This window comes from Azospirillum agricola, from assembly GCF_017876095.1.
Taxonomy (GTDB): Bacteria; Pseudomonadota; Alphaproteobacteria; order Azospirillales; family Azospirillaceae; genus Azospirillum; species Azospirillum agricola.
This window is the reverse complement of the sequence record NZ_JAGINM010000004.1, coordinates 335,623-348,787: the sequence shown is the minus strand read 5'-3', so window position 1 is coordinate 348,787 and position 13,165 is coordinate 335,623. Positions and strand designations below refer to the sequence as shown.

Sequence of the window (13,165 nt, the reverse complement as noted above, 5' to 3'; positions counted from 1 at the left end):
CCGACGCTGTCTTGAGGCCCCTGCCATGACCGTGCGTGCCTACCGCCAGATCCTCCGCCGCAAGTCCCGCCAGATCCGGGTCGGCAACGTGCTCGTCGGCGGCGACGCGCCGATCTCGGTCCAGACCATGACCAACACGCCGACCACCGACGTGAAGGCGACGGTCGAGCAGATCCAGGCGGCCGAGCGGGTGGGGGTGGACATCGTCCGCGTCTCCTGCCCCGACCGCGAGTCGGCGCTGGCCCTGAAGGACATCGTGAAGCAGGTGTCGGTGCCGGTCGTCGCCGACATCCATTTCCATTACAAGCGCGCCATCGAGGCGGCGGAGAGCGGGGCGGCCTGCCTGCGCATCAACCCCGGCAACATCGGCTCGCCCGAACGGGTGCGCGAGGTGGTGAAGGCGGCCAAGGACCATGGCTGCTCGATGCGCATCGGCGTCAACGCCGGCTCGCTGGAGCAGGATCTGCTGGAGAAGTACGGCGAGCCCTGCCCCGAGGCGATGGTCGAGAGCGCGCTGAACCACGCGAGGATCCTGGAGGACAACGACTTCCGCGAGTTCAAGATCTCGGTGAAGGCGTCGGACACCTTCCTGGCGGTCGCCGCCTACCAGGCGCTGGCCGAGGCCTGCGACTACCCGCTGCACATCGGCATCACCGAGGCCGGCGGCCTGCGCGCCGGGACGGTGAAGTCCTCCATCGGGCTCGGCATGCTGCTGTGGTCGGGCATCGGCGACACGCTGCGCGTCTCCCTGTCGGCCGAGCCGGCGGAGGAGGTGCAGGTCGGCTACGAGATGTTGAAGTCGCTCGGCCTGCGCCGGCGCGGCGTGACGGTGATCTCCTGCCCGAGCTGCGCGCGGCAGAACTTCAACGTCATCAAGACGGTGGAACTGCTGGAGGCGCGTCTGGCCCACATCACGACGCCGCTGACCCTGTCGGTGATCGGCTGCGTGGTGAACGGCCCCGGCGAGGCGCGCGAGACCGACATCGGCCTGACCGGCGGCGGCAACAACACCCACCAGATCTACCTGTCCGGCGTCACCGACCACCGGCTGAAGGACAAGGACATCGTCGATCACCTCGTCGGGTTGGTCGAGAAGAAGGCCGCCGAGGTCGAGGCGGCTAAGGCGACCGAGAAGGCGGCTGCCGCGGCGGAGTAAGGTTTTTTGACACAGATGAACACAGATAGACACAGATGAACATGATGCACATCGGGTTTCATGCCAAATGGAATCGATGTTAATATTATTATATTCATCTGTGTTTATCTGTGTTCATCTGTGTCTCAATAAACATCAGCCAACGCGCGAACCCCCGCGACGGGCAGGGACGAAACGACCACCGGCGTGACCACCACCTCCTACTTCGTCATCGGCGCCAGCCACCGGACCTGCTCCGGCGCGATCCGCGACGGTCTCGCGACCGACGAGGCGGAGGTGCCGGGCATGCTGGAGCGTCTGCGCGCCGCCGGGGTGACGCAGGCGGTGTGGCTCAGCACCTGCGATCGGGTCGAGGTGCAGGCCGTCCACGAGCGCCCCAACGAGGCGGCGCTGGCCATCGCCGGCCTGATGGCCGAGCGGGTCGGGCTGCCGACGCCGGATCTCGCCGACCAGCTCTACACCCGCACCGGGCTCGACGCGGTGCGCCATCTGTTCGCGGTGGCCTGCTCGCTCGACAGCCAGATCGTCGGCGAGCCGCACATCCTGGGCCAGCTCAAGGCCGCCCACCGCACCGCCGCCGCCGGCGGGCTGACCGGGCCGGAGCTGGAGGCGGCGATGCAGGCGGCCTACGCCGCCGCCAAGCGGGTGCGCAGCGAGACGCCGATCGCCGAGGGCGCCACCTCGCTGGCCGCCGCCGCCGTCCAGGTGGCGCGCGACCTGCACGGCAACCCGAAGCGCTGCGCCGCCCTGCTGATCGGGCTCGGCGACATGGGCACGCTGGTGCTCGATGGCTTGCGCGAGGCCGGCCTGCCGCGGCTGACCGTCACCGCCCCGGTGGACCGCCGGGCCGAGGCGGCGGCGCGGCGGCTCGACGGGCATTTCGCGCCCTGGTCGGATCTCGACTCCGCGCTGGCCGGGGCCGATATCGTGGTGACCGCGGCCGGGCTGGGGCGCTATATCCTGACCTCCGGGATGATGGAGGCGGCGTTGAGGCGCCGCCGCCGCCGCCCGGTGTTCGTGGTCGACGCCGCGATCCCCTCCGACGTGGAGCCGGCGGTCGCCGGCATGGACGGCGCCTTCGTCTACGACCTCGCCGACCTGGAGCGGGTGGCCTTGCAGGGCCGTGTCGGGCGCGAGGCGGCGACCCAGGCCGCCTGGAGCATCGTCGACGAGGCGCTGGCCGCCTTCGCCCGCGACCGCGCCGAACGCGCCGCCGTGCCCGCCGTGGCGGCGCTGCGCATGCATTTCGAGGGGGAGCGGCGGCGGCTGCTGGTCGAGCACGGCGACCTCGACGCCGCCTCGGCGACGCGGCTGCTGGTGAACCGGCTGCTGCACGGGCCGTCGGAGGTGCTGCGGGCGCTGGCGGCCGACCATGACGGGGTTGGGTTGGCCGAACGGGCCGCGGCCGAACGGCTGTTGTTTCGCTTGTTCCGTCTGGACGGGACGAGCGCTGTGGAACGCGAAGAGGACGAGCGACGTGAGCCTGGACGAGAAGTTCAATAGGGTCGTGGCCCGCCACGACGAGCTGCGCGACGCGCTCGCCGCCGGTCTGGCGGAGTCGGGCGAGTTCGCCCGGCTGTCGAAGGAGTACGCCGACCTCACCCCGATCGCCGAGGCCATCGCCGAGCTGAAGAAGGTCAAGGCCGAGGCCGCCGACCTCGCCCAGATGATCGCCGACCCGGACGGCGATCCCGAGATGAAGGCGATGGCGGAGGAGGAGTTCCGCGACCTCTCCAAGCGCATCCCCGATTTCGAGCGGCGCGTCCAGGTCTCGCTGCTGCCCAAGGACGAGGCGGACGAGAAGAACGCCATCCTGGAGGTGCGCGCCGGCACCGGCGGCGACGAGGCGGCGCTGTTCGCCGCCGAGCTGTTCGAGATGTACCGCCGCTATGCCGCCGCGCGCGGCTGGCGCTTCGAGGCGATGGACGTCAGCGAGACCGGCATCGGCGGCTACAAGGAGGCGACGGCCAACATCACCGGCCGCAACGTGTTCGCCCGCCTGAAGTTCGAGTCGGGCGTCCACCGGGTGCAGCGGGTGCCGGCGACCGAGGCGCAGGGCCGCATCCACACCTCCGCCGCGACGGTGGCGGTGCTGCCGGAGGCCGAGGAGGTCGACATCCACATCGACGAGAAGGATCTGCGCATCGACGTGTTCCGCTCGTCGGGGCCGGGTGGGCAGTCGGTGAACACGACCGACAGCGCGGTGCGCATCACCCACCTGCCGACCGGCCTCGTCGTCAGCCAGCAGGACGAGAAGTCGCAGCACAAGAACAAGGCCAAGGCGCTGAAGGTGCTGCGCGCCCGGCTCTACGACCGCGAGCGCGCCGAGAAGGACGCCGCCCGCGCGGCGGACCGCAAGAGTCAGGTCGGCAGCGGCGACCGGTCGGAGCGCATCCGCACCTACAATTTCCCGCAGGGGCGGGTGACCGACCACCGCATCAACCTGACGCTCTACAAGATCGACAAGATGATGACCGGCGAGGCACTCGACGAGTTCGTGGACGCCCTGGTGTCGGAGGACGAAGCCGCCCGCTTGGCGGAGCTGGGGTGAGGCCGATCGACGCCTCATTTCCCTCCCCCGCTGGGCGGGGGAGGGGACTTGGTGTCGCGGTGGGAAGGAGCGAAGCGGCCATGAATCTTCACGCCCTGCGGCGGCTTGCCGAGGCGCGTTTGCGCGATGCCGGCATCGACACGCCGGATCTCGACGCGCGCTACCTGCTGGAACACGCGCTGAACCTCACACGGACCGACTTCATTACGAAATCGGAACAAATAATTCCGGAAGCCGACGCCGCCCGCGCCCTGGCCCTGGTCGACCGCCGCGCGGCCCACGAGCCGGTCGGCCGCATCCTCGGCCATCGCGAGTTCTGGACCATCGACCTTGCCCTCAACCCCGACACGCTGGAGCCGCGTCCCGACACGGAAACCGTGGTCGAGGCCGTGCTGAAGGCGCTTCCCGACAAGAACGCTTCCCTTCGCCTGCTCGATCTCGGAACCGGAACGGGTTGCATCCTGCTGGCCCTGCTGGCGGAGCTGCCGAACGCCAGCGGCCTCGGCGTCGATCTCAGCCCGCTGGCGGTCGAGGCGGCGGCCGGCAACGCGGAGCGCAATCGGCTGGCCGCGCGGGCACGCTTCCAGACCGGCGATTGGGGCAGCGGCATTGAGGACCGTTTCGACATCGTCGTCTCCAACCCGCCCTACATTCCGACGGCCGACATCGCCACGCTGGCCCCGGAGGTGCGGGAGCACGACCCGCGGCGCGCGCTCGATGGGGGTGCCGATGGTTTGGATCCCTATCGGATCATCGCGGCCCAGTTGCCGGCGCTCCTCGTGCCCGGCGGGCTGGTCGCCGTCGAGGTGGGGCAGGGGCAAGCTCCGGATGTGGCGGATCTGTTCGCCGCACAGGGCATCGCGGACATAGCGCGGCTCCGCGATCTTGGTGGAATCGAACGATGTGTTCGGGGCCGGAACGACTTGGCATGATCCGGGTAATCCAAAAAAAAGGTTGGATTGGCGGGCGTTGGCGGTTAGTGTGCGGTACACGACCGCGAACATAAGGGATTGCGGGGTTCTTGGTCTCGGACTGGTGCTTTGCCGAGCGTTGACCGCCACAACCCGCCGCACTTGCTGCGGACGCGTCGTTTGATCCCCGTGACTCATCCGTGGACGGTCTCCACGGCGGGCTTGGCGGCCGGGATGGCCGGCCGGGCGTTCCGGGGAATGCGCTTCTCTTGCATGGGGCCTTAAGAGCCGAATGAGACAGGGACCGAACTCCAGGCGTTCGCGCGGTCGTGGCAACAGCGGCGGGGGCGGTGGTGGCGGCGGTGGTGGTGGTGGCGGGGGCGGCAACGCCAACCGGCGCCAGAACGTTCCGCTGCGTCATCAGACCTTCGACAGCAACGGTCCGGACGTGCGCATCCGCGGCAACGCGTGGCAAGTCCAGGAGAAGTACCAGGCGCTGGCGCGCGACGCGATGTCGTCGGGCGACCGGGTGCAGGCCGAGAACTATCTCCAGCACGCGGAGCATTATCTCCGCATCATCAACCAGATCCAGGAATCGGAAAACCGCCAGCGCGGCGGCCAGCCCGGCAACAGCCACGCCCACGCGCAGGGCGCCCCGGCGGCCACGTCCGAGGACGAGGACCAGCAGGGCGGCGAGGATGAGGCCGATGGCGCCGAGGAACGGGCGGCGGTCAACGCCTGAAGGCGGGAGGCCCGGTTTTTACCCGACCTCTCCCGGTGAGACCGGATCGCCCACGGCGATCCGGCCGCCACGGACGACGCGGGCGCGCAGCGCGACCTGCGCGTGGCCGTAGCCGCGCTCCATGAGCGGCAGCAGATTGAGGTCGGTCGCCCCGCTGGCGGGGTTCACGTCGTAGGCCGGCCGGCAGTCGACCGCCTCGACGATGGCGAGCGTCGCCCCTCCGACGGTCAGCGTCGTTCCGGCCCAGGACCGTTCCACCCACGGATTCAGCCCGTCGATCAGCAGATTGGCCCGGAAGCGGCGCGGATCGACCGGCTGCTTGGCGATCCGTTCCTCCAGGTCGCGCAGGCTGGCGAGATTCAGCAGGACCAGCGACGGCTCCTCGCTGTCGCCGAAGGCGCCGCCGGGCGCCGCTTCGACCAGGCGCGGCATGCCGGGCACGGTGCCGGCCAGATAGGCGGCGAAGAACTGCTCCAGCAGGGTGCGGCCCATCGGCTGGTCGAGCCGTCCGCGCGACACCTGCCGCCCGCCGCGCCGGACGATCAGCGAATGGGTCGCCTCGTCGAACCCGGTGTCGAGCAGGGCCAGCTTCTCGGTGCGGTCCAGCGTGAAGAAATCCGACGGTGGCCGCCATCCCTTCACGTCGGTGTCCAGGGCGGCCGGCCCGTGCAGCAGGCCGTAACGGCGGTCGAGCGGAAGGGCTTGGCCGGGAACGAGGTCGGCGGCGGTCAGCTCTTGGCCGCTCAGCCCCTTCACGGGGTGGCGGCGAATGGCGGCGACGGTGGGGTTCATTGCACTGCACAATGAGTGGGTGGGATCGGCTCTGTCAACCGGTCCGATGGGCGGTCCGGCCGCTCCGCCCAACGCGCCGATCCGGCGGGCGATCCCATTCCGTCCAGAGTGGCGCTACCAGCGCGCTGCGGGCGGCTTGCCGCCGAGGAACTCCTCCAGCCGGCGGCGGGTCGCCGGGCTCAGGTCGGCGGGCAGCCGGTCGACGGTGAAGAAGCGCGCCTCGACGATCTCCACCCCGTCGGCTTTCGGCGTGCCGCTCCAGCCGCGCACGACGAAGACCGTCACATGGTCGCTCGCCCCGTTGCGGAAGCGGGCGTAGATTCCCAACGGCGGCGTCTCGCCCTCCACCCTCAGCCCGACCTCCTCCCGCACCTCCCGGCGCATGGCCTCGGCCAGCGTCTCGCCCTTGCCGACGCCGCCGCCGGGCATGTGCCAGCCGCCGACGTAGCTGTGGCGGATCAGCAGGATCCGGGCGGCGGCCGGGTCGGATTCATCGAGGATGAGAGCGCGCACCCCCATGGTCAGCGGCCGGGCGACCCGGTGCCACAGCCCCCGGCCGATCCAGGCGAGCCGCAGCAGGGCGGCGAGCAGCGGGCGCGGCGCCGGCTTGGCGGCCGACGCTGTGGCCGCCGGGTCGGCCGCGTCGCGGGCCGTCTTGCGGGGGGTGGCGATGGCCGTCATGAACTCCCGTCCCTTGCCGTTCCCTGGATGTGACCGCCGCGCAGTCTAGCGCCGGCGTCGGCGGCGCGTAAGTGATCCGATCGGCCGGGAATCCGGCGGGAAAGCGCCGGCGGCGGCTACCTCCTTCGGCCGGTCTGGCCCCCGCAAGCCCCCGTGTGGCCGATGGTCTTGCATGGCGTCGGGCGGTGCCTACATCTTTGGCAGCATCCTTGCGGATCGCACGTTTCATGTGGATCGGAACGACCGGGCTGCCTCGCGGACGGTCGGCGGAGATAAGGGAGCACGCCATGGATTTCGAGAAATACACCGAGCGCAGCCGCGGATTCGTCCAGGCCGCGCAGACGCTGGCCACGCGCCGGGGCCACCAGCGCCTGACGCCCGAGCATCTGCTGAAGACCCTGCTCGACGACAAGGAGGGGCTGGCCGCCAACCTGATCCGCGCCGCCGGCGGCGACCCGGCGATGGCGCTCGCCTCCGTCGACGCCGAACTGGACAAGCAGCCGAAGGTCGAGGGCAGCGGCGCCGGGCAGCTCTACCTCTCCCCCGAACTGTCGCGCGTCTTCGGCGAGGCCGAGACGATCGCGCAGAAGGCCGGCGACAGCTTCGTCACCGCCGAGCGCATCCTGCTGGCGCTCGCCATGGCCGACGGCACGCCCTCGGCCCGGCTGCTGAAGGCGGCCGGCGTCACCCCGCAGGGGCTCAACAGCGCCATCAACGACGTCCGCAAGGGCCGCACCGCCGACACGGCGAGCGCCGAGCAGGGCTACGACGCGCTGAAGAAATACGCGCGCGACCTGACCGCGTCCGCCCGCGAGGGCAAGCTCGACCCGGTCATCGGCCGCGACGAGGAGATCCGCCGCACCATCCAGGTGCTGGCGCGCCGCACCAAGAACAACCCGGTCCTGATCGGCGAGCCCGGCGTCGGCAAGACCGCCATCGTCGAGGGGCTGGCCCAGCGCATCGTCAAGGGCGACGTGCCGGAGGGGCTGAAGAACAAGCGGCTGCTGTCGCTCGACCTCGGCGCGCTGGTTGCCGGCGCCAAATACCGCGGCGAGTTCGAGGAGCGGCTGAAGGCGGTGCTGTCGGAAATCCAGGCCGCCGCCGGCGAGATCGTCGTCTTCATCGACGAGCTGCACACGCTGGTCGGCGCCGGCAAGGCCGACGGCGCGATGGACGCCTCGAACATGCTGAAGCCCGCCCTGGCGCGCGGCGAGCTGCATTGCGTCGGCGCCACCACGCTGGACGAGTACCGCAAGCACATCGAGAAGGACGCCGCGCTCGCCCGGCGCTTCCAGCCGGTCTTCGTGCCCGAGCCGACGGTGGAGGACACCATCTCCATCCTGCGCGGCCTGAAGGAGCGCTACGAACTCCACCACGCCGTGCGCATCACCGACGCGGCCATCGTCGCGGCGGCGACGCTGTCCAACCGCTACATCACCGACCGCTTCCTGCCCGACAAGGCCATCGACCTGATCGACGAGGCGGCCAGCCGCCTGCGCATGGCGGTGGACAGCAAGCCGGAGACCATCGACGAGCTGGACCGCCGCATCATCCAGCTCAAGATCGAGCGCGAGGCGCTGAAGCGCGAATCCGACCAGGGCTCCCGCGACCGGCTCGGCAACCTGGAGCGCGAGTTGGCCGATCTGGAGCAGGAATCCGCCGCGCTGACCGCCAAGTGGCAGGCCGAGAAGGACCAGCTCCAGGGCGCGCAGAAGATCAAGGAGGATCTGGAGAAGGCCCGTACCGAGCTGGAGGCGGCGCAGCGCGACGGCAACTGGGGCCGCGCCGGCGAGCTGGCCTACGGGGTCATCCCCGGCCTGGAGACCGCGCTGAAGGCCGCCGAGGAGCACGCCGCCAACCGCATGCTGAACGAGGAGGTGCGCGAGAGCGACATCGCCGGCGTGGTCAGCCGCTGGACCGGCGTCCCGGTCGACAAGATGCTGGCCGGCGAGCGCGAGAAGCTGCTGGCGATGGAAAGCCGCCTGCGCGGCCGCGTCATCGGCCAGGAGGAGGCCATCGTCGCCGTGTCCAACGCGGTGCGCCGGGCGCGCGCCGGCTTGCAGGACCCGAACCGGCCGATCGGCTCCTTCCTGTTCCTGGGGCCCACCGGCGTCGGCAAGACCGAGCTGACCAAGGCGCTGGCCGAGTTCCTGTTCGACGACGAGACCGCCATGGTCCGGCTCGACATGTCGGAATACATGGAGAAGCACTCGGTCGCCCGCATGATCGGCGCGCCTCCCGGCTATGTCGGCTACGAGGAGGGCGGGGCGCTGACCGAGGCGGTGCGCCGCCGGCCCTATCAGGTCGTGCTGTTCGACGAGGTGGAGAAGGCCCATCCGGACGTCTTCAACGTGCTGCTCCAGGTGCTCGACGACGGGCGGTTGACCGACGGGCAGGGGCGGACGGTGGATTTCCGCAACGTGGTCATCATCATGACCTCGAACCTCGGCTCGCAGGCGCTGGCCGACCAGCCGGAGGGCCAGGACAGCGCCGCCGTCCGCGACGAGGTGATGGAGGCGGTCCGCGCCCATTTCCGGCCGGAGTTCCTGAACCGCCTGGACGAGATCCTGCTGTTCCACCGGCTCGACCGCCGGCACATGGGCGGGATCGTCACCATCCAGCTCGGCCGCCTGACGAAGATGCTCGCCGAGCGCGACATCACGCTGGCGGTGGACGAGGCGGCGACGCAATGGCTGGCCGACGCCGGCTACGACCCGGTCTATGGCGCGCGTCCGCTCAAGCGGGTGATCCAGCGGTCGTTGCAGAACCCGCTGGCGACCATGATCCTGGAGGGCCGCGTCAAGGACGGCCAGACGGTGCGGGTCGGGGCCGCGGACGGTTCCCTGACCATCGACGGCGTGCCGATCGGCTGACCATTCCCGCTTCCACCCCGTGGCAAGCGTTGCCACGGGGTGGAAGAGGATGATTGCGCCATCGACTCCCGCCGCCGGGCGCGCTAGATCAACGGAATGACCGACACCACCCTCGCCGCCCGCGGCGTCGCGCTCGACTTGCTGCGCGACGTGCTGCGCAAGTCCGTTCCCTTCGACGACGCGTTCGACGCGCACCCCGACCTTGCCGGGCTGGAGCCGCGCGACCGCGGCTTCGTCCGCCTGCTGGTCGCCACCGTGCTGCGCCGGCTGGGCCAGATCGACGAGCTGATCCAGAGCTGCCTCGCCAAGCCGGGCCTGCCCAAGGCGGCGATCCACGACATGCTGCGGCTGGGAACGGCGCAGCTCGTGTTCCTCAACACCCCCGCCCACGCCGCCGTCGACACGGCGGTGGAGCTCGCCGCCGCGCGCAACGCCGCCCCCTACAAGGGCCTCATCAACGCCGTGCTGCGCCGCATCGGGCGCGAGGGGCCGGCGCTGGCCGCCCAGCAGGACGCTGGCCGGCTGAACACGCCCGATTGGATGTGGCTGTCCTGGCGCACCGCCTACGGCACGGCGAAGGCGCGCGGCATCGTCGAGGCGCACCTGCACGAGGCGCCGCTCGACCTCACGGTGAAGGCCGACCCGGCGGCCTGGGCGGAGCGGCTGGAAGCGACCCTGCTGCCGACCGGCTCGCTGCGCCGCCCGTCCGGCGGTTCCGTCACCGAGCTGCCGGGATTCGACGAGGGCGCCTGGTGGGTGCAGGATCTGGCCGCCTCGCTGCCGGCCAAGCTGTTCGGCGACTTGGCCGCCAAGCGCGTGTTCGACCTCTGCGCCGCCCCCGGCGGCAAGACCGCGCAGCTCGTGGCCCAGGGGGCGAGCGTCACCGCGCTCGACCGCTCGGCCAAGCGGCTGGAGCGGGTGACCGAGAACCTCAAGCGCCTGCGGCTGGAGGCCGAGCTGGTCGCCACCGACGCCGCCACCTGGGAGCCGGAGGGCGGCCCGGCCGACGCGGTGCTGCTCGACGCGCCCTGCTCGGCGACCGGGGCGGTGCGCCGCCATCCCGACATCCTGCGCGTCAAGACGCCCGACGACATCGCCAAGCTGGCCAAGGCGCAGGGCCGCCTGCTGGCCCGCGCGGTCGATCTGGTGAAGCCGGGCGGCACGCTGATCTACTGCACCTGCTCGATCCAGCCGGAGGAGGGCGAGGCGCAGATCTCCCGCCTGCTGGCCCGCGACGGCCGGGTCGAGCGCTGGCCGGTGACGCCCGCCGAGCTGGGTGGGTTGTCGGAGCCGATCAACGAGAAGGGCGAGGTCCGCTCGCTGCCCGGCATGCTCGCCGATCTCGGCGGCATCGACGGTTTCTTTGTGGCACGGCTGCGACGCCGGCCCGAATAAGACGTCATCGTCTTGCGGTGGCGGCGGTGAATTGATACGACACACTCATGCTTTCGCCCGCGCTTCCCCGCATCGTCGTTTTGTCGCCCGCCGGCCCGTCCCGCCGTCCGCGGTCCTGAAGGAGTCCGGGCGATGGGTGACGGTTTCGGGCGGCTGCGCGACGGGATGGCCCGGCTCGCTTATGGGAACCCGCTCTACGCGCTGATGCTGGGCGGCCGGGCGCCGGGCGCCCTGGCGGTCATCCCCCCCGATCCCTGGCCGGGCGACGCCGCCGACGGTTCCGCCATCCTCGCCGGGGTGCTGCGCTTCGCCGGACAGGCGGTCGCCGTCGATCCCATCGGCGAGCCGAACTGGCGGCTGCCCGGCGCCAGCGCCGGCTGGCTGCGGGCGCTGCACGGCTTCGACTGGATGCGCGACCTGCGGGCGGTCGGCGGCGACATGGCGCGGCGGCGCGCCCGCGTGCTGGTCTGGTCCTGGCTCGACCACAACGGCGGCTGGAACGCCCAGAGCTGGGCGCCCGACATACTGGGAGCGCGGGTCGCCAACTGGATCGGCCTGCACGACTTCTACTGCGCCTCGGCCGACGACGAGTTCCGCGCGCGGGTCTTCGAGAATCTCGCCCGGCAGGTCCGCCATCTTGGCCGGGTGCTGCCCGGCGCGCTCGACGGCGAGCGGCTGGTCGTGGCGCTCAAGGGGCTGGTCTATGGCGGCTTCTGCCTGCCCGACCACGAGAAGGCCGGCTACGAGGCGCTGCGCCTGCTCGAGCGCGAGCTGCCCCGCCAGATCCTGCCCGACGGCGGCCATGTCGAGCGCAACCCCTCGGTCCAGCTGCGGGTGCTGCGCGACCTGATCGACATGCGCGCGGTGCTGCGCGTCGCCCGCGCCGAGGTGCCGGAATCGCTCCAGCACGCCATCGACCGGATGACCCCGGCGCTCCGCTTCTTCCGTCACGCCGACGGCGGGCTCGCCCTGTTCAACGGCGGGCGCGAGGAGGAGGCCGGGCTGGTCGACACCGTGCTGGCCCAGGCCGACGCCCGCGGCCGTCCGCTGAAGAGCGCGCCGCACACCGGCTTCGAGCGGCTGATCGCCGGGCGGACGCTGGCCCTGCTCGACACCGGGGCGCCGCCGCCGCCGGGGCTCGACCGCACCGCCCACGCCGGCATCCTGTCGATGGAGGTGTCGGTCGGCAAGGAGCGGCTGATCGTCAATTGCGGCAGCCACCCGTCGCAGCGCGGGCGCTGGCGCGCGGCGCTGGCCGGCTCGGCGGCCCATTCGACGGTGGTGATCGCCGACACCAACTCGGCCGAGGTGCTGGAAAATGGCGGGCTCGGCCGCCGCCCGTCGCATGTCGGCTGCGAGCGCCAGGAATCGGACGGCGCCGTGCTGGTCGTCGCCACCCACAACGGCTACAGCAAGGGCTTCGGCTTCCTGCACCGGCGGCGGGTCTATCTGGCCGACAACGGCGAGGATCTGCGCGGCGAGGACACGCTGGAGCCGGTGATCGGCGCCACCCCGACCGGCCAGCCCTTCGCCATCCGCTTCCATCTGCACCCGCAGGTCCAGCCCGCCCTGATCCAGGGCGGCGCCCAGGTCGAACTGCGGCTGCCCAGCGGCAACGTCTGGCGGATGCGGGCGACCGGGGCGGTGCTGGAACTGGCCGAGAGCATCTACATGGGCAGCGGCGACGAGCCGCGGCGGACCAGCCAGATCGTGATGCAGGGGCATAGCGGACCCGAGGGCATCACGGTGAAATGGGCCTTGCGCCGCGAACGCAAGGCGGCGTAAATCCCGCCCATCCGCGGTGGCCGGACCCGCTTGCCTTGGCGGGCGGGGTTTGGAACACGGATGAACACGGATTGGGCACGGATGAACACGGATTTTTCTATCTGTGTTTATCTGTGTTCATCTGTGTCGAATCTCTGTTCGGCAAAGCAGGATCTGACACAGATGAACACAGATAAACACAGATGAATTTTGATCCGTGTTCATCCGTGCTTTTCTTCATCCTGTTCATCCGTGTCCTTCGGGCTTTCCGCGTTCCGACAACGCAAGCCTCAGGATCAC

10 protein-coding genes are annotated in these 13,165 nt (G+C 70.7%); 8 read left to right on the top strand and 2 right to left on the bottom strand.

Annotation, left to right across the window (positions count from 1 at the left end):
* The first annotated feature begins 25 nt into the window (after positions 1-25).
* The 5 genes from ispG (at position 26) to J2847_RS08025 (ending at position 5,360) form a co-directional block, all read left to right on the top strand.
* Positions 26-1,156 (top strand): flavodoxin-dependent (E)-4-hydroxy-3-methylbut-2-enyl-diphosphate synthase, encoded by a 1,131-nt coding sequence (gene ispG, locus J2847_RS08045; RefSeq protein ID WP_209778456.1) that lies wholly within the window; start codon positions 26-28, stop codon positions 1,154-1,156.
* Between the two features lie 186 nt (positions 1,157-1,342).
* Entirely contained in the window at positions 1,343-2,659 is a 1,317-nt protein-coding gene (gene hemA, locus J2847_RS08040; protein ID WP_209778455.1) for a glutamyl-tRNA reductase, read from the top strand.
* Positions 2,634-3,707 (top strand): peptide chain release factor 1, encoded by a 1,074-nt coding sequence (gene prfA, locus J2847_RS08035; protein ID WP_209778453.1) that lies wholly within the window; start codon positions 2,634-2,636, stop codon positions 3,705-3,707. The genes hemA and prfA overlap by 26 nt, the downstream gene beginning before the upstream one ends.
* A gap of 80 nt (positions 3,708-3,787) precedes the next feature.
* Positions 3,788-4,639 carry a peptide chain release factor N(5)-glutamine methyltransferase gene (gene prmC / locus J2847_RS08030; protein ID WP_209778451.1) on the top strand — a complete coding sequence of 284 codons (852 nt, stop codon included), beginning with the start codon at positions 3,788-3,790 and terminating at the stop codon, positions 4,637-4,639.
* A gap of 271 nt (positions 4,640-4,910) precedes the next feature.
* Positions 4,911-5,360: a DUF4167 domain-containing protein gene (locus J2847_RS08025; RefSeq protein ID WP_209778450.1), complete on the top strand. Its 450-nt coding sequence runs from the start codon at positions 4,911-4,913 to the stop codon at positions 5,358-5,360.
* Positions 5,361-5,378: 18 nt separating this feature from the next.
* Here J2847_RS08025 and J2847_RS08020 read toward each other — a convergent pair whose 3' ends face one another.
* Positions 5,379-6,152, bottom strand: coding sequence for an MOSC domain-containing protein (locus J2847_RS08020; protein WP_209778448.1), 774 nt, complete (start codon positions 6,150-6,152; stop codon positions 5,379-5,381).
* Between the two features lie 114 nt (positions 6,153-6,266).
* Positions 6,267-6,833: an NUDIX domain-containing protein gene (locus tag J2847_RS08015; protein ID WP_209778447.1), complete on the bottom strand. Its 567-nt coding sequence runs from the start codon at positions 6,831-6,833 to the stop codon at positions 6,267-6,269.
* Positions 6,834-7,120: 287 nt separating this feature from the next.
* Here J2847_RS08015 and clpB point away from each other — a divergent pair, with 287 nt between their 5' ends.
* The 3 genes from clpB to J2847_RS08000 all read left to right on the top strand — a co-directional run bounded on the left by clpB (position 7,121) and on the right by J2847_RS08000 (position 12,886).
* Complete coding sequence (gene clpB, locus J2847_RS08010; RefSeq protein ID WP_209778445.1) at positions 7,121-9,706, top strand: ATP-dependent chaperone ClpB; 2,586 nt, start codon at positions 7,121-7,123, stop codon at positions 9,704-9,706.
* A 96-nt stretch (positions 9,707-9,802) separates the two neighbouring features.
* A complete protein-coding gene (locus J2847_RS08005; RefSeq protein ID WP_209778444.1) occupies positions 9,803-11,101 on the top strand; it encodes an RsmB/NOP family class I SAM-dependent RNA methyltransferase in 1,299 nt (432 codons plus the stop codon).
* Positions 11,102-11,233: 132 nt separating this feature from the next.
* Positions 11,234-12,886, top strand: a complete 1,653-nt coding sequence (locus J2847_RS08000) for a heparinase II/III family protein (protein WP_209778442.1) — start codon at positions 11,234-11,236, stop codon at positions 12,884-12,886.
* Positions 12,887-13,165 lie beyond the last annotated feature (279 nt).